The sequence below is a fragment of the Streptomyces sp. NPDC002580 genome, from assembly GCF_042889485.1.
Taxonomy (GTDB): Bacteria; Actinomycetota; Actinomycetes; order Streptomycetales; family Streptomycetaceae; genus Streptomyces.
This window is the reverse complement of the sequence record NZ_JBIAQZ010000001.1, coordinates 686,034-710,668: the sequence shown is the minus strand read 5'-3', so window position 1 is coordinate 710,668 and position 24,635 is coordinate 686,034. Positions and strand designations below refer to the sequence as shown.

General features: G+C 73.1%; 15 protein-coding genes and 1 pseudogene. 7 read left to right on the top strand and 9 right to left on the bottom strand.

The window, feature by feature from the left end:
- The first annotated feature begins 81 nt into the window (after positions 1–81).
- Positions 82–858: an intradiol ring-cleavage dioxygenase gene (locus ACFYW7_RS02980; protein WP_389497227.1), complete on the top strand. Its 777-nt coding sequence runs from the start codon at positions 82–84 to the stop codon at positions 856–858.
- A 349-nt stretch (positions 859–1,207) separates the two neighbouring features.
- Positions 1,208–4,216: a beta-galactosidase gene (locus tag ACFYW7_RS02975; RefSeq protein ID WP_389497226.1), complete on the top strand. Its 3,009-nt coding sequence runs from the start codon at positions 1,208–1,210 to the stop codon at positions 4,214–4,216.
- Here the strand turns inward: ACFYW7_RS02975 and ACFYW7_RS02970 are convergent.
- The 6 genes from ACFYW7_RS02970 to ACFYW7_RS02945 form a co-directional block, all read right to left on the bottom strand.
- Entirely contained in the window at positions 4,213–5,715 is a 1,503-nt protein-coding gene (locus tag ACFYW7_RS02970) for an alpha-N-arabinofuranosidase (protein WP_389497225.1), read from the bottom strand. The two genes, ACFYW7_RS02975 and ACFYW7_RS02970, sit on opposite strands and share 4 nt — an antisense overlap.
- A gap of 347 nt (positions 5,716–6,062) precedes the next feature.
- Positions 6,063–6,923: a carbohydrate ABC transporter permease gene (locus ACFYW7_RS02965; RefSeq protein WP_389497224.1), complete on the bottom strand. Its 861-nt coding sequence runs from the start codon at positions 6,921–6,923 to the stop codon at positions 6,063–6,065.
- Complete coding sequence (locus ACFYW7_RS02960) at positions 6,920–7,861, bottom strand: carbohydrate ABC transporter permease (RefSeq protein WP_389497223.1); 942 nt, start codon at positions 7,859–7,861, stop codon at positions 6,920–6,922. The genes ACFYW7_RS02965 and ACFYW7_RS02960 overlap by 4 nt, the downstream gene beginning before the upstream one ends.
- Positions 7,858–9,216: an extracellular solute-binding protein gene (locus ACFYW7_RS02955; RefSeq protein ID WP_389497222.1), complete on the bottom strand. Its 1,359-nt coding sequence runs from the start codon at positions 9,214–9,216 to the stop codon at positions 7,858–7,860. Before ACFYW7_RS02955 ends, ACFYW7_RS02960 begins: the two co-directional genes overlap by 4 nt.
- Before the next feature lie 193 nt (positions 9,217–9,409).
- A complete protein-coding gene (locus ACFYW7_RS02950; protein WP_389497221.1) occupies positions 9,410–10,333 on the bottom strand; it encodes an SMP-30/gluconolactonase/LRE family protein in 924 nt (307 codons plus the stop codon).
- Positions 10,330–11,103, bottom strand: a complete 774-nt coding sequence (locus tag ACFYW7_RS02945) for an IclR family transcriptional regulator (protein ID WP_389497220.1) — start codon at positions 11,101–11,103, stop codon at positions 10,330–10,332. Before ACFYW7_RS02945 ends, ACFYW7_RS02950 begins: the two co-directional genes overlap by 4 nt.
- A gap of 580 nt (positions 11,104–11,683) precedes the next feature.
- Between ACFYW7_RS02945 and ACFYW7_RS02940 the strand changes: the two are divergent.
- Positions 11,684–12,268 (top strand): annotated as a pseudogene (locus tag ACFYW7_RS02940) (hypothetical protein); the annotation flags it as partial.
- A gap of 167 nt (positions 12,269–12,435) precedes the next feature.
- Here the strand turns inward: ACFYW7_RS02940 and ACFYW7_RS02935 are convergent.
- Together ACFYW7_RS02935 and ACFYW7_RS02930 are read right to left on the bottom strand one after the other, a co-directional pair.
- Entirely contained in the window at positions 12,436–13,311 is an 876-nt protein-coding gene (locus ACFYW7_RS02935) for a RimK family alpha-L-glutamate ligase (RefSeq protein WP_389497219.1), read from the bottom strand.
- 170 nt (positions 13,312–13,481) lie between these two features.
- A complete protein-coding gene (locus tag ACFYW7_RS02930; protein ID WP_389497218.1) occupies positions 13,482–14,123 on the bottom strand; it encodes a toxin-antitoxin system, toxin component in 642 nt (213 codons plus the stop codon).
- 483 nt (positions 14,124–14,606) lie between these two features.
- Here ACFYW7_RS02930 and ACFYW7_RS02925 point away from each other — a divergent pair, with 483 nt between their 5' ends.
- The gene (locus ACFYW7_RS02925) at positions 14,607–16,154 is read left to right on the top strand and encodes an acyl-CoA synthetase (RefSeq protein WP_389497217.1); all 1,548 of its coding nucleotides are present in this window, start codon (positions 14,607–14,609) and stop codon (positions 16,152–16,154) included.
- Positions 16,147–17,526 (top strand): carboxyl transferase domain-containing protein, encoded by a 1,380-nt coding sequence (locus ACFYW7_RS02920; protein ID WP_389497216.1) that lies wholly within the window; start codon positions 16,147–16,149, stop codon positions 17,524–17,526. Before ACFYW7_RS02925 ends, ACFYW7_RS02920 begins: the two co-directional genes overlap by 8 nt.
- A gap of 135 nt (positions 17,527–17,661) precedes the next feature.
- Here ACFYW7_RS02920 and ACFYW7_RS02915 read toward each other — a convergent pair whose 3' ends face one another.
- Positions 17,662–21,309 (bottom strand): S8 family serine peptidase, encoded by a 3,648-nt coding sequence (locus tag ACFYW7_RS02915; protein ID WP_389497215.1) that lies wholly within the window; start codon positions 21,307–21,309, stop codon positions 17,662–17,664.
- A 666-nt stretch (positions 21,310–21,975) separates the two neighbouring features.
- Here ACFYW7_RS02915 and ACFYW7_RS02910 point away from each other — a divergent pair.
- Both ACFYW7_RS02910 and ACFYW7_RS02905 read left to right on the top strand, forming a co-directional pair.
- Entirely contained in the window at positions 21,976–23,013 is a 1,038-nt protein-coding gene (locus ACFYW7_RS02910; RefSeq protein ID WP_389497214.1) for a rod shape-determining protein, read from the top strand.
- 23 nt (positions 23,014–23,036) lie between these two features.
- A complete protein-coding gene (locus tag ACFYW7_RS02905) occupies positions 23,037–24,602 on the top strand; it encodes a GAF domain-containing protein (protein WP_389497213.1) in 1,566 nt (521 codons plus the stop codon).
- Positions 24,603–24,635 lie beyond the last annotated feature (33 nt).

Here is a 24,635-nt window from a genome sequence, read left to right as displayed (position 1 = left end):
GTCCAGCAACGACCTTGACGGATCGTCATTTTGCGGAACTGACAGCCGGGGGACAGCATCCCCTCCTACGGTGCCGTGTTCATGACAGATTCCCCCTCGAAAGACACGTCAGAGGCGCCTGTCGGGCGCCGCACCGTACTGATCGCCACGGGCGCCACGGCCGCGGCACTGGCCGTGGGCGCAGCGGCGCCCACAACCCCCACAGCCCCCGCCGGCGACGACGCGGCCCCCGCCGCGGCCGCCGTCTGCACCCTCACCAAGGAGATGACCGAAGGCCCCTACTACCTCGACGGGCAACTCGTCCGCGCCGACGTCACCGAAGGCAAGGCGGGAGCCCCGCTCAAGCTGGCGCTCACCGTCGTCGACGACGACACCTGCGCGACGATCCCGGGCGCCCTCGTGGAGATCTGGCACTGCGACGCGCTCGGCGAGTACTCCGGCTTCGTCGGCAACAACGGCCACAGCGAACCGGACGACGGTACGTTCCTGCGCGGCGGCGTCCTGACGAACGCCTCCGGCGTCGCGAACATCACCACGATCTACCCGGGCTGGTACCGGGGCCGCTGCGTGCACATCCACGTCAAGGTGCACACCGGCGTCACCCTGACCTCCGACGGCTCCTTCACCGGCGGCAGGGAACTCCACACCGGTCAGCTCTTCTTCAACGAGACGATCACCGTGGCGATGGCCAAGGTGTCCCCGTACTCCACCAACAAGGTCACCCGCACCACGCTCGCCCAGGACTCCATCTACGACGACGCCGGCGCCTCTTCCGGCCTCCTCACGCTGACGGCCCTCGGCAGCACCGCCTCGGCCGGATACACCGGCACCCTGACCCTCGGCGTCGAGACGAGCTGACCCGCCCTTTCCCCCCCACGGAGACCGGGGGCGACCCGCGACCACGCGGGCCGTCCCCGGCCGCGTCCGACCCCCGCACACGGCCGACGGCCACAACGGGGGCCTGCGCCCCGCCGTTTCACCCTCCGGCCGTGACGCCGCCCCGCCGTCCCGCCGCCGAGCCCCGCAGCGGTCTTCGGCGGCTCCAGGACCCCCGGTACCGCCCATACCGCGTAATCCGTCCGCGCCGAGCCCGTTATATGACCATCAAATGACCTGGTCCTGTGGACAATGGCCGCACCTTCCCCACGGTTCCCGGGCTCGGCCCGGACAGCGGGGAAGCTCCATCGCCGTCCCCGGAAGGACCCGCATGGTGTTGAGCAGACGAACCTTCAGCGCACTCGCCGGCACCGCCGCGCTCGGATTCTCCCTGAGCGGCAGCGGAAGCTACGAAGCAGGCGCGGCCGGAAGGGCGCCGCTCGCACCCACCGGGCCCGCGCCCGCACCGCCCGCCGCCGACGGCAGGGCCCACACGGTCGGCTTCGACCGCTACTCGATGCTGATCGACGGCCGGCGTCTGGTGGTCTGGTCCGGGGAGGTCCACCCGTTCCGGCTGCCGAGCCCGTCGCTGTGGCGGGACGTCCTGCAGAAGCTGCGCGCCCACGGCTACAACGCGGTCAGCATCTACGTCGCCTGGAACTACCACTCCCCGGCGCCCGGGCAGTACGACTTCACCGGCGTGCGCGACCTCGACCTGTTCCTGCGGACGGCCGCCGAGACCGGGCTGTACGTCATCCTGCGCCCCGGCCCGTACATCAACGCCGAGGTCGACGCGGGCGGCTTCCCCGGCTGGCTGACCGCCACCGACGGCGTGGCCCGCACCTCCGACCCGACCTATCTGTCGCACGTCGACGCGTGGCTGACCGCCGTCGACCGTATCGCCGCCCGGCACCTCTACACCGACGGCGGCGGCACGATCGTCCTCTACCAGCTGGAGAACGAGTACGAGGACCACGTGACCGAGCCGACCGGCCGCGACTACATGGCGCACCTCTACGCCAAGGTGCGCGCCGACGGCATCGACGTGCCGCTCTTCCACAACGACAAGCACAGGAACGGCCACTGGGCGCCCGGCAGCTTCGACACGGGCGGCGAGCGCGGGCGTTACCTCTACGGCTTCGACGGCTACCCGTCCCCCTCCAAGACCCCGCCCGACTGGGGCCTCTTCGGCATCGGCGGCGCGAAGGGCGGCGCCACCGCCAGCCCCGACACCCCGGGGTTCATCCCCGAGATCGGGGGCGGCTGGTTCGACCCGTGGGGCGGAGCGGAGTTCGACGGCCTCGGATACGCGGAGTCGCGCCGCACCCGGGACGCGGCCTACGAGCGGCGCTTCTACCTCACCAACCTGGCCAACGGCATCACGCTCCACAACGTCTACATGACCTTCGGCGGCACCTCCTGGGGCTGGCTGCCCGCGCCGATCGTCTACACGTCGTACGACTACGGGGCCGCCCTCGACGAGGCCCGGCAGCCCACCGAGAAGCTCGTCCCGATGCACCAGATCGGCCAACTGCTGCGCTCGGTGCCCGACTTGGCGAAGCTCGACCGGGCCGAGGCGAACCCCGGCGACGGTACGGGCGCCGGCCCCGGCATCACGGCGTACCACCTGGTCAATCCGGACACGAAGGCGCACTTCCACGTGCTGCGCAACGACTCGGAGGGCGAGGCCGTCGCGTCCGTCCCGCTCGCCGGGACGACCCTCGCCGTGCCGGTGCCCGCCCACGACGCCCGGCTGCTCGCCGCCGGGATCGCCCTCGGGCGGCGGACGCTCCGCTACTCCACCGCCCAGCCGATGCTCCTGCTGACCGCCGGGCGGCAGGACGTCGCGGTGTTCACGGGCCGGGCGGGCGAGCGGACGCGCACCTGCGTGGAGTCCGCGAGCGCGCCGTCGGTCACGGTGCTGGAGGGGGACGCGGCGCACACGTACCAGGACGGGGTCCTGCGGATCGACGCGCGGCTCGGGGGTCTCACCCGGGTCCTGGTGGAGGGCGGGGGCGTCGCCGCGCCCCTCCTGCTGCTGCTCGCGGACGACGAGAGTTCCCGTCTGCTGTGGCGGTACGACACCCCGTCCGGTCCGGTGCTGGTGCGCGGCCCGGCACTGCTGCGCACGGCCACCCTGCGCGGCACCGCCCTCCATCTCACCGGGGACACCGTGCGATCGGCCGACCTGGAGGCGTGGGGGCCTCGCGGAATCAGTGAACTCGTCTGGAACGAGAGCGTGTCGGCCTCCCGCGCCACCCCCTCGGGGAGCCTGCGGGCCGAGCTGCCGCTGGCCGGTGTGACCGAGGTGCGCCTGCCCGCCCTGACCGACTGGCGCCGCTCCGAGGGGAATCCGGAGTCGGAGATCGACCACGACGACTCGACGTGGCAGATCGCGGACAAGAGGTCCTCGTTCAGCGTGACCCCCGTACCCTCCGGGCAGCCCGTGCTGTTCGCCGACGACTACGGCTTCCACTACGGCGACGTCTGGTACCGGGGACACTTCGCGGACGAGGACGCGACCGACGTGGACCTGGTGTCGCTCTCCTATTCCGCGGGCACCCAGGGCCTGTTGATGGCCTGGCTGGACGGTGAGCCGCTGGGCACGCACCGGATGCCGGTGCCGGACCGGAAGACCGTGCGGAAGGGGAGCTGGGCGGCCACCGCCACGTTCCCCGTCCGGCCCCGGCCCGGGCGTCCCCACGTGCTGTCGGTCCTGGTCCGGCGCATGCAGCACGACCAGGACGGCAAGGCGGACGACACGCACAAGGTGGCCCGGGGGCTGACGGCCGTCGCCTTCCCCGGAACCGCTCCCCCGATCCGCTGGCGCGTCCAGGGCTCGGCGGCCCCCGACCCGGTGCGCGGACCGGTCAACACCGGGGGCCTGCACGGGGAACGGCACGGCTGGCACCTGCCGGGGTTCGCGGACGGCGGCTGGAAGGCGGTCGGGTTCCCGCGCGCGGAGCAGCGGCAGGGTGTCACCTGGTACCGCACCGGGTTCCGGCTCGCCGTCGACAGCGGCGTGGACGCCTCGATCGGCCTCACCCTCACCGACGAGCCGTCCCGCGCCTATCGCGTCCAGATCTTCCTGAACGGCTGGAACATGGGCCAGTACATCAACGACGTAGGGCCCCAGCACACCTTCGTCCTCCCGAATGGGGTGCTGCGCACACGGGGGCTCAACACACTGGCGCTCGCCGTGCTGTCCGACGGGACCACCCCCGCGGGTCCCGGCCGGGTGGAGCTGACGCTGCTCGGCAGCGCGGCCGGAGGAGTACCGGTCACCCCGGTGGACTCCCCCGGCCCGGGGACCGCCCAGGCCCCTGTCGCCAAGCCCTAGGCCAGCCTGATCATGTTCCAGGACAGCGGCTCCAGGACGGCGCTCAGGGTTCCGTCCCGGAGCACGGTCCCCTCGACCGGGTGCGGGGTGACCCGCTCCTGGTCGTGCAGGCTGTTGGTGGCGTCCGGGTCGGCGTCGGCGAGCGCGCTGTGCTCGACCACGCTCGTCACTCCGAGGCGGTTCAGGGCGACTTCGAGCGGCAGCGGCTCGGTCCGGCTCCGGTTGACGGCGAAGACGGTGACCGAGCCGTCCGCCCCGCGCACGGCGGTGGCGTGCAGCAGGTCCGCCTCGCCGTACTTGCGGGTCCGGTACGTGGGCGAGTCCACCCGGACGTCCAGGACCCGGCCGCGCCCGTGCGCCGAGGCCTGCGCGAAGGGGTAGAAGGTCGTCTGGCGCCAGGCCGGGCCGCCCGGTTCGGTCATGATCGGCGCGATGACGTTGACGAGCTGCGCGAGGCAGGCGACGGTCACCCGGTCCGCGTGCCGCAGCAGCGCGATCAGCAGCGAGCCGAGGACGACCGCGTCCGTGACGGAGTAGACGTCCTCCAGCAGGCGCGGGGCCTCCTGCCAGTCCTCGACCGGGTGCGGGTTGGGCCGGCTCTGGTACCAGACGTTCCACTCGTCGAAGGAGAGGTCGATCCGCTTCTTCGACTTCAGCCGGGCGCCCACGTGGTCGCAGGTGGCCACCACGTTCTCGATGAACGACTCGGTGTCGACGGCCGAGGCGAGGAAGGAGTCCCGGTCGCCGTCGGTCTCCTCGTAGTAGGCGTGCAGGGAGATGTGGTCGACGAGGTCGTACGTCTCCTCCAGGACCGTCGCCTCCCACGCGGCGAAGGTGGCCATTCCCTGGCCGGAGGAGCCGCAGGCGACGAGTTCGAGGTCCGGGTCGATCTGGCGCATCGCGCGGGCGGTCTCGGCGGCGAGCCGGCCGTACTCCCCGGCGGTCTTGTGGCCGGTCTGCCAGGGTCCGTCCATCTCGTTGCCCAGGCACCACAGCCGGATGCCGAACGGGTCCTTGTCGCCGTGGGCGATCCGCAGGTCGGAACGGGCCGTCCCGGAGGGGTGGTTGGCGTACTCCAGGAGTGCCAGGGCCTCGGCGACACCGCGGGTGCCGAGGTTGACGGCCATCATGGGCTCGGCCTGCGGGCCGATCTTCCTCAGGAAGTCGATGTACTCGCCGAGCCCGAAGCGGTTGGACTCGGTGGAGCGCCAGGCGAGGTCCAGCCGGCGGGGCCGGTCCTCGGCGGGGCCCACCGAGTCCTCCCAGTCGTAGCCGGAGACGAAGTTGCCGCCGGGGTAGCGGACGGTGGTGACACCCAGCTCCCGGACCAGCTCCAGCACGTCCGTGCGCAGGCCTTCGGCGTCCGCGGCCGGGTGACCGGGTTCGAAGACGCCGGTGTAGACGCAGCGGCCGAGGTGTTCGACGAAGGAGCCGAAGAGGCGGGGGCTGACCTCGCCGATGGTGAAGGCGGGGTCGAGGGCGAAGCGGGCGGTGCGCATGGGGTCCTTTCGGGGCGCCTGAGGGTGGGTGGTCGTCTCGTCCATCGCAGGCTCGGGCGGCCGTTCGCGTTCCGGATCAGCCTGTTCAGGCCCGCTTTGGGCGTGCCGCCGTCGTCCGCGTCGCAGTAGTGGTGGGCCAGCCGGTCCTGGCCGCCGTCCCGGAGGGCCGACTCCCCGAAGGCCTTGCCGTGGCCGGTCCAGGTGCCGGGCAGACCGCTCGGGGAGGTGGCGACCCCGATCGCCGAGTGGTTGCTCCCCCAGGAGGAGAGCGGCGGCGAGAACCGTCGCGAGTCCGGAGCGCTTCAACCGCGGTCCTCCTTCGGGGGAGTTACCGGCCGCTGAGGGTGTCACTGGCCCGCGAGGCCGGTGTGCGCGACACCCGCCACGATCTGGCGCTGGAAGAAGACGAAGACGACGATGAGCGGCAGTCCGGCCATCAGACCGCCGGCCATGAGCTGGGCCCACTGGATGCCGTAGGAGTTCATGACGGTCGCGATGCCGTTCGGCATGGTCATCAGGTCGGGGTTGTTGGTCACCATGTACGGCCACAGGAAGTTGTTCCAGGACGCGATGAAGGTGAAGATGCCGACCGCCGCGAGGGAGGGGCGGGAGAGCGGGAGCACGATGGTGAAGAAGACCCGCCAGCGGCCGGCGCCGTCGATGAAGGCGGCCTCCTCCAGTTCGCGCGGGACGCCCTGGAAGAACTTGTAGAGGATGTAGACCATCGCGGCGGGCGCGCACTGCGGCAGGATCATGCCCCAGTAGGTGTCGACCATCCCCATCTGCTGGACCGTCGTGAACAGCGGCACGCCGAGGACGGCGGGCGAGACCATCAGGCCGGTCATGACCAGGCCCAGCAGAGCGTTCTTGCCGCGGAACTCGGTGCGGGCGAAGCCGTATCCGGCGAGCGCGGCGACGCTCAGCACCACGGCCGTGACGCACACCGAGACCACCAGCGAGTTCACGAACCAGTCGGTGATGTTGCCGGTCTCGAAGATGGCCTTCCAGGCCTGGGCCGTCCACACCTTCGGCAGCCAGTGCGGGGGCACCTCGACGGCCTCGGTCTCCGACTTGAGCGAGGTGGACAGCGCCCAGGCGAGCGGCGCGAGGAACACGGCCGAGACGGCGGCGGCGATCAGGGTGAGCACGATCTGGCTGGGCGTCCAGGCCTTGCGGGTCCTGGTTCGCGTCTGTGCGGCGGTGGTCATCGGCCGCCCTCCTCACGGTTGCGCAGCAGCCACATCCGGGCGAGGGCGACGGCCGCGATGATCACGAAGAAGATGATGGAGATCGCGGAGGCGTAGCCGACGCGGTAGCTGGTGAAGCCCTCTTCGAGGGTGTACTGCACGAACGTCCTGGTGGAGCCCTCGGGTCCGGGCTGGAAGTCCATCATCACCACGGCCTGGTCGAAGACCTGGAGCGAGGCGAGGATCTGCAGGGCGACGACGAGGCCCGTGATGTGCCGCAGCATCGGCAGGGTGATGTGCACCGCCCGGTGCCACGCGTTCGCGCCGTCCAGTTCGGCGGCCTCGTAGAGGTGCGCGGGGATGCCCTGGAGGGCGGCGAGGTAGAGCAGGAAGCTGAAGCCGACCGTCCACCACAGGGTGCAGACGACGACGGCGAGCATGGCGTACGACTTGTCGGTCAGCCACGGCGTCTCGATGCCGAGGCCGTGGTTGATCATTCCGGTGCCGGGGTTGAACAGCCACTGCCACAGGTTGGCGGCGACGGTGGACGGCAGCAGGAAGGGGACGAAGAAGCACAGCCGCCACAGCCGCTTTCCGCGTTCGATGTGGTGGGCGAGCATCGCGAGGAGGAAGGCGAGGACCGTGATGCACGGCACGACCAGGAGCGTGAAGTACGCGCTGTGGCCGAGCGATTCCCACACCAGCGGGTCGTCCAGTGCCTCGCGGTAGTTGTCGAGTCCGATGAAGTTCGTCGCGTCGCCGGAGATGTCGGCGTCCGTGAAGCTGAGCCAGAGGCCGCGCAGCAGGGGCCAGATCACGAACAGCGCGAACAGCGCGAGGAACGGGGCGATGAACCAGGCGCCGTGCTGGAAGCCCTGCCTGCGGCGGACGGTCGCGCTCTCCGCGGCGGTCCTCGGGCGAGCCGGGGCGATGACGGTCCGCGCTCCGGTCGTCGTCACGCGGCCGCACCTCCCTGCGCGGCGGTCCTGCCGTCCATGGGGTTCTTCATGGCGAGCAGTTCGGTGAGCGTGCTCCTCATCCGGCGGGCGGCGGCGTCCGGCTCGGCCGAGCCCGTCGTGGAGGAGACGACGATCGGGCCGACGCGCTGGGCCAGGATGCCGGTGGACCCGGCGAACCACACCTTGGGCTCGGTCGCCTGGTGGTCCATCGCCGAGACGTACTCGCTCTGCGGGTCCAGCTTCCTGTAGGCGCCCGTGGACAGGGTGGGCGTGTAGGCGGGGATGTGGCCGCCCGCCGCCCACTGCCGGGCGTGCCGGACGATGTAGGCGGCGAGCCGGTGGGCTCCTTCGTCGGAGGCTCCGCCGCGGTCGGACTGGTGCGGCAGCACGAAGGAGTGCGACTCGGCGTGGGTGGCCCGCTCGCCGAAGACGGGCGGCAGCGGGGTCGCGCCGTAGTCGATCTTCGCACCGTCGAAGACCGGCACCGACCAGTTGCCCTCCCAGACGAAGGGGGCGCCGTTGACGAACTGTTCGGCGCCCGCGCCGCCCCCGAAGGCGGGGTCGGCGTAGCCGTCGGTGATGTGCCGGCGCAGGAACTCCAGGACCTGGACGGCCTTGTCGGTGTCGAAGGTGACCTCGGTGTCGGAGGCGTCGAACCAGGTGCCGCCGAGCTGGGTGTAGAAGGCGACGAAGAACCACCACTGGAAGTTCTGGTCGTTGTGCCACAGGCCGATGGTCTGGAGGCCCTTCTTCGCGGCCTTCTTCGCCTCCTTCAGCACCTCGAACCACTCGTCGGTGGAGGTGACCGGCACCATCCGGCCGTCGTCGCCGAGCAGGCCCGCCTTCTTCAGCACGTCCTTGCGGTAGAAGCAGAGCTGGACGTGGATGTCGAGGGGGAGGGCGTAGAGCTTGCCGTCGACGACGGCGCGCTTCCACAGTTCGGGGTTGAAGTCGGCCTCCCGCACGCCGTGTTCGGCGAGCAGGTCGACGTCCCAGGGGTCCAGGAGCCGCCCCGGGGAGAAGCCGGTGACCCGGCCCAGGTGCATGACGCCGAGGTCCGGGGCGCGGCCGCCCGCCGCCGCCATGGCCAGTTTGGTGTAGAAGGGGCTCCCCCACTGGAGGGTGGAGTCCTTCACGTCGATGCCGGGGTTCGCCCTGCGGAAGGCGTCCAGTATCGCGATCATGTTGTACCCGTCGCCGCCGCTGAAGAGGTTCCAGTAGCGCACCCGGGTGTCCGCACCGGAGACGAGCGCGTCCGCGCCGGTGCCGAGCGCGGCGAATCCGAGACTGCCCGCGACCGTCAACCCGCCCACGGCGGAGAGCAGTTGTCTGCGGTTCAGGCCGGGTCGTCCCATACTCGCTCCCACTGTTCGAGATGTCGGCAGGCGATCGCGACTTCGAACGGGACCGTAGACAGCAAGCGCTTACCCGTCAATGGTTCACGCAAGAATCGGTGTGCGTGCCGGCGAAAGTCCCCGCCCGGTGACCTGCGACCGGACGAGGACTCGGGGAGCCCCCGGGAGACCGGGAAAGACTCGGGCGGGCCGCTTACCCGGCGAACTCCGGCTGCGGCAGGCCCCGTCCGGCGCCCGGGACGACGAGCAGGGAGCCGGACATCGGGTGCGGCGCGGCGAGACCCGTACGGGCGGTGGTGATGTAGAGGTCCGTGAGGTCCGCGCCGCCGAACGCGCAGGAGGTGGGGCGGCGGACCGGCAGGTCGAGGACCCGGTCCAGCGCGCCGTCCGGCGTGTAGCGGTGGACGGCCGCGCCGTCCCAGAGGGCCACCCAGACACAGCCGTCGGCGTCCACGGTCAGACCGTCGGGGAACCCGTCCCGCACGGTCGCGAACGGGCGCCGGCCGACGGGCAGGCCGTCGTCGGCGATGTCGAAGACGTCGACGCGGCGGGTCGGCGAGTCGACGTAGTAGACACGGCGGCCGTCGGGGCTCCAGCCCGTGCCGTTGCTGACGGCGACGTCGTCGAGGATCGGACGGACCGTGCCGTCGGGGGCGATCCGCGCCAGCGTGCCCCCGCCCGGCGCTTCGTCGTAGCGCATCGTTCCGCACCACAGCGAGCCGTCGGGGGCTACGGCCGCGTCATTGGCCCGGCGGCCCGGCACGGGCTCCCGGTGCAGCCACCGGAACGCGACGCCGGCCGCCGTCCCCCCGGCCACTCCCCCGGTCGGCACCGATCCGGCCGGATCAGCGGTTTCGCCGGTCCCGCTCCCACCCGTCGGCCCGTAGAGGCCGACGCCGTCACGGAGGTTGACGACCAGGCCGCCGCCCGCCCGGGGCTTGGCGGCGCCCACGTGCTGCTCGGTCGCCAGCACCGTGCGGCGCCCCGAGGCGGGATCGTAGGTGTGGACCCGGGAACCGAGGACGTCGACCCAGATGAGCCGCCGCGCCCGGGCGTCCCACGTCGGCCCCTCGCCGAGGGCCGCCTGCGCGCGGACCGCGACCTCGACGGCCGTCATCGCGCGTTCCGGTGGCCGAGCCGCTCGGACAGTTCCGCGGCGCCCTTCGCGGCGAGCTGTTCCAGTTCGACGCGGCGCTCGTCGCTCCAGCGGATCATCGGTACGGAGATGGAGAGCGCGGCGACGACCTGTCCCGCGCGGTCGCGCACCGGGGCGGCGACGCAGCTGACGTCCGGGTTGGACTCGCGGCTCTCCACGGCGATCCCGCGGCGGCGGATCTCGTCGAGCGCCTCGCGCAGGGCGCCCGGCTCGGTGATGCTGTTGGGGGTCATCGCCACCAGGTCGGCGTCGTCCGGGACGCGTGAGGTCAGCTCCGGCTCCGAGAGGGAGGCGAGCAGCATCTTGCCGACGGAGGTGCAGTGCGCGGGGAGGCGGCGGCCGGCGGCCGAGACCATGCGCACCGCGTGCGTCGAGTCGACCTTGGCGATGTAGATGACGTCGGTGCCTTCGAGGATCGCGACGTGCACGGTCTCGTCGCAGGTCTCGGCGACGGAGCGGGCGACCTGCTGGCCCTCGGCCGCGAGGTCGAGCTGCTCGGCGTAGCGGCTGCCGAGCTGGTACGGGCGCACGCCGAGCCGGTAGCGTCCCGGCTGGCCGGGCACCTGCACGATGTACGAGCGGGCGGCCAGGGTCGTCACCAGTTCGTGCACGGTCGTGCGCGGGAGCTGGAGCCTGCGCACGATGTCGGGGGCGGAGAGAGTCCCGTCCCCGTCGAGGAAGAGTTCCAGTATGTCCAGAGCTCGGGTCACGGCAGGTACGAGGCGTCCCACAACCGGCCCCCTCCCTTTTGTTCGAAATTTCAACAGACGATCGGGATGACGAACACAGGCTAGTCACACTGGGCTCGGCCGGGCAATGGGTCGGGGGCGTGGTCCCCGGCACGGAGTGCCTCCGGGCTGGCCCGGCGGGCGCTCCCGCGGATGCCTCGCGGATGCCCCCGCGGCGGATCTTCGCACGCCGCGGGCCGGGGCGGCGCCGTGCCCGGGAAACCGGCGGGAAGGACCTCCCTGTTCGCCCCGGCACGCGCGGTTCCTACCGGGGCGGGGGGGCGCCCTCCGGGTCCGGGGACCCGCCACCGTCGGGGTGCGGGATCTTTGCGAGCCGGGCGCGGGCCGGGCGCAGACCGACACTGACCCGGTGCAGGCCGGTACGGGCTGGGTGCTGCTCGGTGCGGACCCTGTGCCGGCCCACCGCGGGCCGAGTACAGGCCCGATACGGACCGAGTACAGGCCCGATACGGACCGAGTACAGGCCGGGTACGGGCCGAGTGCACGCCGGGTACGGGCCGGGTGCACGTCGAGTACAGGCCGGGTACGGGCCGGGTCCTGCCCGGTGCGGGAGCATGGGGCCATGTCGGCCCAACGTCCCGCCGCCCCGTTCACCCCGCTCGACTTCCAGCTCGTGCTGCTGCGCCGCATGGCCGACCACAACCCCGGCCTGGTCGAGGACGCCCGGCACCGGCTGGGCGTGTCCATCGCCGGGATGCGCGAGGCCAACCGCCGCTGGCAGTCGATGCTGCACGCCCCGCGCTCACGGTCCGCCGCCGCCCGCTACCGCTCGGTCCTCGGTGCCCCCGAGTCCGCGCGGGAGCGCCGGATCGGCGACCTGACCTGCGAGGCCCTGTGCTGGCCGGTGCCCCTGTGGCCCGATCTGCGCTTCGAGGTCCTTCTCGCCCCGAACGGTGTCGCCTGGAACGAGTGGCTCGTCCGGGCCCCGGGTTCCCCCGCTCCCGTACTGGAGTCCCTGGAGGATATGACCCCCTGGTCCTGCACGGTCGACGAGGCGGCCCGCGCCTTCGCCCCCGCCAGGCCCCTGGAGGGCACGGCCCCGACCCGCTGGGGACTGGCCTTCACGGCCCCCGACGCGTCGGGCGTCCCCCGGACGTGCGCGGCGGAGTTCACCTGGGGTCTGCTGCAACGGGTGGGCGTCGAGGGGCCCGCCCCAGAGTCCTCCGAGAGGCCCGCCGACAGCCCCGAGGGCGGGCCGGACGGCGGGGTCGACGCCGGGCCCGCCGCGGTGACCGGTGGAGAGACGGCCGGGGAGTCGGCCGAGTAGCGGCCGTGGGCCGCGGCAGGGAACCCCGTGGGGCCCTCGGAAGGGGCTCAGCGGGCGGCCGCCTCCAGGATCTCGTCCACGACGACGGGCAGCGACTCCGGGTGCAGCCACAGGAAGAGGTTCGGCTCGACGAGTTCCAGCTCCATCACCACGGGCTCGCCGTCGTCGCCGTCGACGAGGTCGACGCGCGCGTAGAGCACCTGGTCCGCGCCGCCCGGCACCGCGGCCAACGCCCTCTCCGCGACCGTCCGTTCGGCCGCGGTCGGCTCCCAGACCTCCAGTCGCGGGTGGGGCGTCTTGTCCCCGTCGTAGGGCGTCCCGGGCTCCAGGACCGCTCCCTTGCGGCTGGCGTGCAGCAGCCGCCCGCCGAAGAACTGGAGCGCCCGCTCGCCCGCGGCGTCGATGTTCGCGACGTACGGCTGGACCATCGCGGTCAGCCCCTCGGCGTGCATCCGCGCGAGCTGCCCGAGGGCTGTCTCCCGCTCCTTCGGCGCGTACCGGGCGGCGTAGCGCGCCCCCGCCCCCGCGGTGGGCTTGACGACGAACTCGTGGTCGCCGGGCAGCTCGACGGGGTCCCCCGGCGCGAGATACCGGGTCGGGACGACCGGCACGCCCGCGTCCCCCAGGTCCCCGAGGTACCGCTTGTCCGTGTTCCACCGCACGACGGGCGGCGGATTCAGGAGCCGGGTGAGCCCCGCGCACCGCTCGGCCCACCCGACGAACTCCGCCACGCGCCAGCTGTAGTCCCAGGTCGACCGGATCAGCGCGAGGTCGAACCCCGCCCAGTCGGCCCCGGGGTCGTCCCAGTGCACGATGTCCGCCACGGCCCCGGCGTCCTCCAGCGCCTTGCGCAGGACGGGCAGATCCCGGTCCGCGCCGGGCTCCTCGCCCGGGTCGTAGGTGACGAGCGCGATACGGGCCACGACGGACTCCATCCTCCTGTGAAACCGGCGTACGGCTCCGCCCCACGGCGCAGGCGTACGGCCATGGGGGCGCACCCATCCGGCGCGCCGCCTCGGACAATCCCGCCGCAGGCTAACAACCGTCCGGGCCCCGGGGCCAAGCCGTTGGCTCCGCCGGGGCCGGGCGCCGGTCAGTCCTGGGAGCCCCGGAGCCCCAGGGAGGTCTCGATGGCGCGGCTGACCGGGTCGACGGCGCCGGTGGGTCCCGGGGCGGTCACCCAGGAGCGGAAGACGCTCGCCAGGTGCAGGCCGAAGGCCTCGGCCTGTGCCTCGTCCGCCTGACGTGACCCGTCGCGGGCGGCGACGCCGAGGGCCACCTCGGGTCGGATCGGCGCTCGCGCTCCGGGAGCGCGCCACTCGGAGCGGTCCGAGAGGGCCGCGCGCGCGACGGCCGCCGGTCCGTCCGCGTGGTGGCCGCGGTGGCCTTCGTTCATGTGCCACAACTCGTGCCCGAGGATGACGAGTTGCTGCACCGTCTCGGCACGCTCCTCGACCACGACGAGGTCGAAGTCGTGGAACTCCAGCCACAGGCCGGTCACTTCGATCTCGTCGGGGAAGCGTTCGAAACGCAGCCGGACGGGACGGCCGCCCCGTCGCCTGCTCATCTCCTCGCAGAGCGCCTGCGCCAACTCGCGTATTCCGACGGGCGCGTCGGCCCTTCTTCGGAGTGCCCGCCCGAGCTCCACCGCGAGGGCCCGCATCTCGGAGCGGGCGCCGCGCGGACGCAGCGTCGCGAGGAGCCTCCCGACCGGGCCGGCGGGCTTCGTCGTCATCGCTCGGCCTCCTCGCCGTACGCTCCGTACCGCGCCCGCGGGCGCCCCCGGACAGGGGCGCCGCCCCTGTCGCCGCTCGAGGTCCCGCCCGTGAGCGGTGCCCGGACCAGCTCCCGGGGCGGGGCGCCCCGATACGACGGCGCGCGGGGTACGAGGACGTCGTCCCGGTCCGGACCCCGCTCGGCGACCGTTGCGTCGAGGCGTCCGAGGGTCTCGGGGAGGGGCGGCGGGGACACACTCACCAATGGGCTCCCGGCAGTTGACTCATCAAGTTGTCACGCGTCGCCGACATTACGTGGCCGGGTCCGTCCACGCCACGATTCCCGAACGATCGCCCTCCCTTTCGAAACGATCCTCACGCCGTCCGCGCGCCCCCTCCACGCGCCCCGCGCGAACGGGCCGGCGACCACCCGCCCCAGGAGCGGTCATCGTGTAGGAAGGGCCTTGTCCGTCCCGGTGAAGTCCTCTCGGCAAGGAGTCCCCGTGTTCTCCCTCTTCCCGGCCCTGGTGAGCGGTTCGGTCGCGGACCGGTCCGCGCTGCGCTTCGGCGATCGGTCCCTGACGTACGCGGAACTGGCCGCCACCGCGGGCGCCCTGGCAGCACGGCTCGACGGTGCCGGGAGGGTCGCCGTGTGGGCGACGCCGACCCTGGAGACGGCCGTCGCCGTCGTCGCCGCGCTGCTCGCGGGCGTGCCCGCCGTGCCGCTGAACCCGAAGTCCGGGGAGGCGGAGCTCGGCCACATCCTCGGCGACAGCGCGCCGTCCCTGGTGCTCGCCGCCCCCGGGGACACGCTGCCTCCCCGGGCCGCGGCGCTGGACCGCGTCGATGTCGAGGTGTCCGGACCGGAGCCGGGTGCCGTGACCGGCACGCCCGCCCCGGCGGAGGGCGCCGCGCCCTCCGGGGCGCCCGCGTTCGCCGCGTCCGGCGACGGCGTCACCGACCCCGCCGCTCCCGCCCTCGTCGTCTACACCTCCGGCACCACCGGTCCGCCCAAGGGCGCTGTCGTCCCGCGCCGGGCAATCGCCTCGACCCTGGACGCGCTGGCCGACGCCTGGCAGTGGACGGGTGACGACGTGCTGGTGCACGGCCTGCCCCTGTTCCATGTGCACGGGCTGATCCTCGGCGTACTGGGCCCGTTGCGGCGCGGCGGGTCCGTGCGGCACCTGGGGCGGTTCAGCGCGGAGGGCGTGACGCGGGAGCTGAACGACGGGGCGACGATGCTGTTCGGGGTGCCGACGATGTACCACCGGCTCGCCGAGGCGCTCGGTGAGGACCCGTGGCTCGCCGAGGCGCTGGGCCGGGCGCGGCTGCTCGTCTCGGGCTCCGCCGCGCTGCCCCTGCACGACCACGAGCGGATCACGGCCGCGACCGGACGCGGGGTCGTCGAGCGGTACGGCATGACGGAGACCCTGATGAACACGAGCGTACGGGCGGACGGGGCGGCCCGGCCCGGGACGGTCGGCGTGCCGCTGCCCGGTGTCGGCCTGCGGCTCGTCGAGGAGGACGGGACGGTGATCGCCGGGTACGAGGCCGACGGCGCCCCGACCGGCGCGCACGACGGGGAGAGCGTGGGCGAGATCCAGGTGCGCGGGCCGAACCTGTTCAGCGAGTACCTGAACCGGCCCGACGCGACGGCCGCCGCGTTCACCGGGGACGGCTGGTTCCGCACGGGTGACATGGCGGTCCTCGACCCCGACGGCTGCGTCCGGATCGTCGGCCGCAAGGCCACCGACCTGATCAAGAGCGGTGGTTACAAGATCGGCGCGGGCGAGATCGAGAACGCGCTCCTCGACCACCCCGCCGTGCGCGAGGCCGCCGTCACCGGGGAGCCCGACGCCGACCTCGGTGAGCGGGTGGTGGCCTGGATCGTCCCACTCGATCCCCAGGACCCGCCGCCAGCCGAGGAGTTGGCCGGCCACGTGGCCCGTCGTCTCGCCCCGCACAAGCGGCCCCGCACCGTGCGCTTCCTCGACGAGCTGCCCCGCAACGACATGGGCAAGATCCTGAAGCGGGCGCTGCCGCGTGACTGAACGGATCTCGGCCCGCGAGGCCATCGCCCTGGTCACCGACAGCTTCGCCGAACTCCCTTCGCCCAAGGACGCGTTCGGGACCGACGGTCCGCTCTCCTGGCCGGGGTACGACGCGGCGCGGGAGCGTGCCGCCGCCCGTACCGGCGAGGACGAGTCGGTGGTCTGCGGCACCGCGACCTTCGGTACGGCGAGCTTCGGCACGACGATCGACGGCAGGGCTCCGCTCGGCCCGGTGACCGCCATGCTGGTCGTCTTCGAGTTCGGCTTCCTCGGCGGGTCCCTGGGCGAACGCACGGGTGACCGCCTGGAGTCGGCGTACGAACACGCCAGGGCGCACCGGCTGCCCGTCGTCTCGCTGGTCGCCACGGGCGGCAGCCGTATGCAGGAAGGCATGCTCGCGCTCACCCAACTCCAGCGGGTGGCACGGCAGTCGGCGCTCACCCGGGAGGCGGGGCTCGCCCAGATCGCCGTCCTGCGGGACCCGACGACGGGCGGCGGCTGGGCCACGCTCGGCGCGGGCGCCGATGTGACCCTGGCACTGCCGGGTGCCCAGGTCGCCTTCGCGGGCTCCCGGGTCCGCCCGCCCGACGCGGACCCCGCCGCGTACACGGCCGAGGCGCAGGTGGCGGCCGGTTCCGTCGACGCCCTGGTGACGCCGGACGGTCTGCGGGAGGCGCTCGCCCTGTGGCTGGACCTGCTCACCCGGCCCTCCGCCGGGGCGGCGCCCGTACCGTCCGCGCTGGGCGCGACCGACCTGCCCGCGACGGGGTGGGACGCGGTGCGGCGTGCCCGTGCTCCGGAGCGTCCGCGCGCGGAGAGCTACCTGGACGCGTACTTCAGCCGCCGCGCGGCGATCGCCGGGGACCGCTGCGGGGGCACCGACGACGGGATGTTGTGCGGTTTCGGCCGCGCGCGCGACGGGCGGACCGTGGCGTACGCCGCCCAGTGCGGCACCCCGACCCGTCCCGCCGGATACCGCACCGCCGCCCGGCTGGTCCGGCTGGCGGGCCGGCTCGGCATCCCGGTCCTGACGCTGGTGGACACCCCGGGCGCCGCGAACGACGCGGACGCCGAGCGGTGGGGGGCGGGGTCCGCGATCGCGGACCTGTTCGCGGCGGTCGCGACCGCGCGTACGCCCGCCACCACGCTGGTGATCGGCGAGGGCGGCTCCGGCGGCGCGCTCGCCCTGGCCGCGCCCGGCAACACCTGGGCCACGCCGGACAGCTACTTCTCGGTGATCGCCCCCGAACTGGCGGCCGCCATCCTGAAGCGGCCGCCGGAGGACGCCGAGGCGACGGCGAACGACCTGCGCGTCCGTCCGCAGGACCTGGTGGAGCTGGGCCTGGTCAGGGGTGTCGTGACACCCGAGTAGACGGGTACCCGGCATACGGCGGCGCCGTCCCCCCGGTCGAGGGGGGACGGCGCCGCCCGCCGGTCCGTCAGGCCTTGTCGTCGCCTTCCGCCTGCCCCGCGGGCGACGACGGGAAGGTGACGACAGGACCTGGGCCTACCTCACCCCCACCGCCCGGATGATCTCCTGCTTCACGGAACCGCCCTTGTCGTCGCTCACGGAGGCCCGCAGCGAGACGTACGAGGCGCCGCGCGGCACGTTCAGCGTCCCGCGCCAGTCGGCCCGCCCGGCACCGGTGAGCTTCACCGACCGCCAGGTCGTGCCCTCGTCGTAGGACACCTCGAGCTTCCCGCCGCCGAGGGTCCCGGTGCCCTCGGCGTCCACGACGTACTCACCGCCGATCCCGATCGGCACCCGGCCGCCGCCCCGGACGTCGCCCGCGAGGTCGGTGTCGACGTCGAAGGAGAGGTTGATCAGGGGCAGGAAGGTCCAATGGTCGTCGGGCGTGGCCGCCGAGCGGAAGGTCCACTCGGCGTGGCCCTTCGTCGCGAGCCCCCATCGGGTGGGGTCGAGCGCGGTGTCGGTGACCACCTTGTAGGCGTGTTCGTCGGCGGGCGCCTTGCGCACATAGGCGCCGGAGCTCTTGCGGCGTTCGACGAACACCCCGTCCAGGTAGGTCTCGGTGGACTGGGTCATCCCGCTGTCGTCGTCCCACACGTTGCCGAAGCCGGTGTGGTCGGGGCCCGAGTCGCCCCAGCCGGGGGTGTTGAACTGCAGCGTGCTTCCCGCGCGTTCCTGGCCCCAGCCGAGCCCGGTGCCGAGCCACGGGTGCCAGACCGGCTTGAACCAGTCGAGGGCCGGGTGGCTGCCGCCCTTGTAGGTGACGAGTCCGCTGCGTTCCTCCAGCGCGTTGTCGGAGGAGTACACGGTCTCGTGCCACTTCTGTCCGGGACCGGTGGAGACGTAGTCGGTGCGCTCGAAGGGGTAGTCGATCCGCTGGAGGTAGCCGATCCCGACGGGGAAGGAGTCGGTGATGGAGTAGCGGAACTCCCCGCCGCTCGACGTCGGCTTCCTGCCGTGGAACTTCGCTTCGATGACGGCGAGTTCGTGGCTCCTGGGCCGGTAGGTGAGGTCGCCGTCGGGGACCGCGCCCGGGTATCCCTTCGAAAGGTCGTAGGTGAAGGGCGAGTTGACGGTGCCGGTCATGTCGACCTGGTGCAGCCGGCGCAGCCGGGCCGCGTCCGTGGCGTTGAGGGTGACGATCTGCAGGGGGCGGTCGGCGCCGTCCTCCGTCCCCCAGTAGGTGTTCAGCCGCCCGGTGACGTCGTCGGTCACGAACAGCGCCGCGGCCCCGGCGTCCTGGGCGGCCTGGGCGAGCGCGCCCGGGGTGGTGCCTGCGGCGAGGTGGGCGAGGACCGCCTTGCCCTTGACGCCGGCGAAGGGGCCGTCGCCGACGTCGACCAGCGGAAGCCGGGAACGGCCGTCGAGGACGGTGCCGCCCCGCTGGACCAGCGCGTCACCGACTCCCTCGACCTCCAGCAGCGGCTTGGCGAGCCGCCACACGGTCCGGAACTCGAAGGTGCCCTGCTTGGTCCTCGCGGTGGGCGCCGCGAAGACGCTGTCGTACTTCGGGGACACCAGTGCCGCGCCGAACAGGTCGGAGCCGCCCGCGTTCCGGTCGTACTCCAGGAGCAGTTGCCGGGTCTCGGTCCGCCGGCCCACCTCGGCCTTGATCTCCCTCAGTCTCCGTCCGTCGAGGGTGACCTCACGGTCCCGGTCGAGGGTGATCTCGGGGGCCGCGAGGTAGCCGAGGCCGAGCGAGTCGGCGCCGTGGCTGCCGCGCACGTCGAGGAAGGAGCTCAGGCTGTACGAACCCGGGGCCAGGCGCAGCTTCACCGTGCCGGAGTCGCCGACGTGGACGGAGACGGCGTCGGTGTCCGCGGCGAGCGGCTGGAGGGCGAGATAGGCGGCGGTGGCCGCCCCGGCACGGTCCTTGACGTTCACCGTGAGCGTGTAGCGCTCCTCCTCCTTGACCATCCCGAAGGCGGTGTGCGCGAGGACGGTGCCGTCGGCCGAGGCGGCCACGATCCGCCCGGTGGTTTCGCCCACCGCCGCCTTGGCGCCGTCGCCGGTCACGATGGTGGAGGCGGTGCCGTGGGCGGGCACGGTGAGGGTGGTGTCGGCGAGGGCGGCGACACCGTCGGGGGCGCCCTGCGCCGACAGGCTCAACACCACGTCCGTGTCACCGGTGTTGGTGTAGGTGACGGTCCGCTTCGCTGGCTTGTTGCTCTCGTACGGCCAGGAGTGGAAGCCGAGGTCGGCGCTGCCGGTCGCGGTGATGTGCGCGGCGACGGCGTCGGGGACGCTCACCCGGCCCGCGCCCAGCACGTAGGGGGAGGCGTCGAGTCGCTTCGACGTGGACATCAGCGCGTCCTTGAGCTGGGCGCCGCTCCAGTCGGGGTGTTCCTCGGCGAGCAGCGCGGCCACTCCGGCGACATGGGGCGTCGCCATGGACGTACCGCTCATGGAGGTGTAGTAGCCGCTGCCGCCGACCAGTTGGGAGCGGGCAGCGAGGATGTTCACACCGGGGGCCGAGAGATCGGGCTTGAGGGCGTTGTCGCCGTAGCGGGGGCCGGCGCTGGTGAAGTAGGCGGCCTGGTCGGCGGAGTCGACGGCGCCGACGGTCAGGGCCGCGTCGGCGGAGCCGGGCGAGCCGATGGAGGAGGGGGCGCCGGTGTTGCCGGCCGCGATGACGAAGAGGGCACCGGTCTCCTGGGAGAGGGTGTCGACGGCCTGGGCCATCGGGTCGGTGCCGTCGCTCGCCTCGCTGGAGCCGAGGCTCATGGAGACGACCTTGGCGTGCTCGTCCCGGGCGGCCCACTCCATGCCGGCGATGATCTGGGACTCGCTGCCCGAGCCCGTGTCGTCGAGCACCTTGCCGACGACGAGGTTCGCGCCGGGGGCGACGCCCTTCTCCTTGCCGTCGGAGGCGGTGCCGCTGCCGCCGACGGTCGAGGCGGTGTGGGTGCCGTGACCGTGGTGGTCGGCGACCTCCTGCCCCTCGATGAAGCTCTTGGTGTCGGTGACCCGGTCCTTGAGATCGGGGTGGGTCAGGTCGGCCCCGGTGTCGAGGACGGCGACGGTGACGCCCTTGCCGGTGAGTCCGGCCGCCCAGGCCTTCTCCGTGCCGATCTGCGCGTTGCTCGCGGCCATGTCGGCGGTGACGCGCCCGTCCAGCCAGAGGCCCTTCACCCCGTCCTGCGCGGTGAACGCCCGCCAGAAGCCGCGGCCCTTGTCCGCCTCGACGGCCGCCCCGCGCACGCTGGGCAGGGACCGGGTGCGTTCGGCGCCGCGCGGGGTGACGGTCCGCGCGCCCTTGTCGTAGGTCATGATCAGCGGGAGCTCGTCGGTCCTGCTGTCGGCGAGCCCCTGCCGTATCAGCCCACTGACGTCGAACAGCCGCTCGTCGAGGGTGCCCGCCCGCAGGTAGGGCAGGGCCTCGTCCGGTACAACGCTGATCTCGCCGTCGGCCGTCTGGGTCCGCACGGTCCCGGTGGCCCCTTCGGGCCGCTCGACCATGACCGTCTTCTTCCCGCCGCCCAGGTCGGTCACGGTCACCTTGTCGCCGGTGACGAGGGTGACGGTACGGGCGGCGCTCGCGGAACTCACCGCGTTCGGGGCGTTCGTCGGGGTCGGGACGGCCGGGCCGCCGCTCTGCGCGCCGGCGTCCACCGCCGGCAGCAGGCCGATCATGAGCCCGGCCGACAGGAGGGTCGCCCCACGTCTGACAGGTCCTCTGGTCATCCACGCCTCTCTTCGGTCGTGTGCTGTGAGGAGAGTGTCAGGGGGCTTGTGTTGCGGGGGTGTTGACGGGAACGGGCGGGAACGCGCCTTGGCGGGTTCCCGCCAGAAGGCGAGCGGCTCGGGACACCCGTATCCGTCCCGCAAAGGGTGATTGGCGCGCGTCGGCCATGAATGCCTTACGGAAAAGGGGCGTTCACCGTCGCCCCACGCCCCTCACGACCACGCACCCCCCGGCCGCACCACCCGCCCCGCACTCCGGCACAGGCACCGGCGCCCACCACGACCACGGCCGCCACGGTCATGCCTGAAGCCGACCGGTCCACACACCGTCCCCCAGCCCCGGCCCCTCCCGCGCCCCGCGCCTCCGCCCCCGGCTCCCGTCTTCGCCCGCTCCCCCGCGCTCGTCCCCCTTCTCGCCCTGCGCTCTCCGGCGCTCCTCCCCCGTCCTCGCTCCCGTCCCGCCCGCTCCCCTCGCCCCGCCCCGGCCTTCGCCCGCCCCCCCCTCGTCCGCGGTGCGATCCGCCCGTTCCGGTGCCGGGTTCCCCCGTTCGGCGGCGGCCCGCCTAGCCCCTCCCGGAAGGCGCCCGCCGCCCGGCGCCCGCAGGATGCGAGAGAGGACCGCCGCCCGGCGGGGCCCCATGGTCTGCGCTCTCGGGAGGACCTGCCATGACCGCCAGTCTGGAGCAGCTGCGTCGCTGTCACTTCGCCGTCGACCTGGGCGCGGCGAGGACCCGGGTGTACGTGAGGGGCGCGGGCCTGGTCGTCGACCAGCCGAGCGTCGCCGCGATCAACACGAAGACCGGCGCGCTGATCGCGGTCGGGGAGTTCGCGGAGAAGATGACGGGCCGTACGCCCGACTACATCCGGGTGGTGCGTCCCGTGTCCGGCGGGACGGTCGTCGACATCGACATGGCGCAGCGGATGCTGCGCCATCTGCTCGGCGACAAGGTCCGCCGCACCCTGCGCCGCAAGCCCCGGCTGCGGGCCGCCGCCTGCACCCCGCACGACGCGGACCCCCTCGCCCAGCGCGCCACGATCGAGACGCTGGTCGGGCTGGGGGCCCGCCGGGTCGAGCTCGTCGACACGCTGATCGCGGCGGCGGTCGGCTGCGGACTGCCCGTCGAACGGCCCGAAGCCACCATGATCATGGTGTGCGGTGCCGCCGCGACCCAGCTCGCCGTGCTGTCACTGGGTTCGATCGTCACCGCCGAACGCATCCCGGTCGGCGGCGAGGCCGTCGACCACGCGATCGTGCAGCACCTGCGCCACCAGCACGAGCTGATGCTGCCGAGTCAGGCCGTACGGCCCCTGCAGCTCGCCCTGTCCGGGAACGGGCTCACTCCGCACGGCCCGGCCCTGACCGAGATCCACGGGCGGGACGTGGCGACCGGCCTGGCCCGTTCCGTGCAGGTCGACACCGCCGCCGTACGCATCGCGATCGAGACGCCGCTGACCGCCGTGCTCGACGGCATCGGCAAGGTGCTGCGCGTCTGCCCGCCGGATCTGGTGGCCGACCTCGCCGACCGCGGGATCATGATGGTCGGCGGCAGCGCGCTGCTCCCCGGACTCGACCAGATGCTGCGGCAGGCGACCGGCATGCCCGTCCACATCGCCGAGCGGCCGGACGTCTGCGCCGTCCAGGGTCTCGGCGCCATGCTGGAGGGCAAGGTCGAGCCGCTGATCCTGGACCCGCTGGCACGCTGAGGCCCCGGCGGCCGAGGCCTCGCATGACCGACCCCGCACCCGGGCTCCCGCTTCTCCTCGAAGCGGTCCTCAGCGTGGGCACCGAACTGGAGCTGCGCGCCACGCTCCAGCGGATCGTGGACGGTGCGGCCGTGCTGACGGGGGCCCGGTACGCGGCGCTGGGGATGACGGATCCGGGCCGGGACGGGCTGGTACGGATCCGGACGGCCGAGCCTCCCCCCGCGGGGACGGGGCCCGCCCGCCCCTCGGAGGCGGCCGGGGCCGACATCTGTCTGGACGTGCCCATCCGTGTCGACGACGAGGTGTTCGGGAACCTCTACCTTGCGGACAAGTCCACCGGCCCCTTCACCGGTGAGGACGAACGGCTGGTGCGCCTCCTCGCCACGCAGGCCGGTATCGCGATCGCCAACGCCCGTCTGTACGAGACCGCCCGGCAACGGGAGCGCTGGATCGAAGGTGCCGCGGCCGTCACGACCGCCCTGCTCAGCGGGGAGCCCCCCGACGACGCCCTGCTGACGGTCGCCGAGCAGGCCAGGATCCTGGCGGGCGCCTCGGTGGGGGTCATCCTCCTGCCCACCGCGGAGGGCGGCATGGAGGTCGTGACCTCCTCCCCCCACGACGACCCCGCCGGCCTGGTGGGCGTCACCATCGCGCCCGGCAACCCCGCCCTCGAACAACTCCTCGGCGGGGAACCGGTGTTCATCGAGGACCCGGCGACCGACCCGCGGATGACGGCGTCCGTACGGTCCCGTTTCGGGCCGACCGTGATGCTGCCCCTGCGGGCCGAGGGCCGTCTCATCGGCACGCTGGCCCTTCCGCGCGGGCGGGGCGACCGCCCCTACACGCCGGTCGAACGGCGGCTGGCCGGCCAGTTCGCCTCACAGGCGGCGATCGCCCTGGTCCTCGCCGACGCCCGGCACAACAGGGAGCGCCTCGCGGTCTTCGAGGACCGGGACCGCATCGCCCGCGACCTGCACGACCTGGTCGTCCAACGGCTGTTCGCCACCGGCCTGATGCTGGAGTCCACGCTGCGCCGGAGCCGGACGGCGGGAGCCGGGGACACGGCCGGCACCCGGGGCGGGCACGGAGCGGGCGCCACCGGGGACTTTGGTGGGGACGACAGTGGGGACAGCGGTGGGGAGGCCTCGCAGGAGGACTCCGGCGCCGAGGAGGTGCGCGCGGTGCTCGGGCACGCCGTCGACGAACTCCGCTCCACCGTCCAGGAAGTCCGCACAGCCATCTTCGCGCTGCAGCAACCGCCCGCCGACGCTCCCACCACCTTCCGGGGAAGAGTGCTGCGCGAAGCGGCGGGCGCGGCGGCCGTGCTCGGTTTCCGGCCCTCCGCCCGGTTCGTCGGAGCCGTGGAGAACCAGGTCCCGGAATCCGTCAGCGATCAGCTCATGGCCGCCCTGCGCCGCGCGCTGGCCGCCGCGTCGCGCCGTGCCGGGGTGTCCCGCATCGAGATCTCCGTGGACGCCACCGTCACCCTGACGGACGGACGGCCCGGCGTCCGTCTCACCGTCCTGGATGACGCCCCCACGGCCGAGGGCCTCGTCGGCACCACGCTCACGTGGCAGTCACCCCTGTGACCTTCCGGCACCCACCGAACAGGTGTCCGCTTC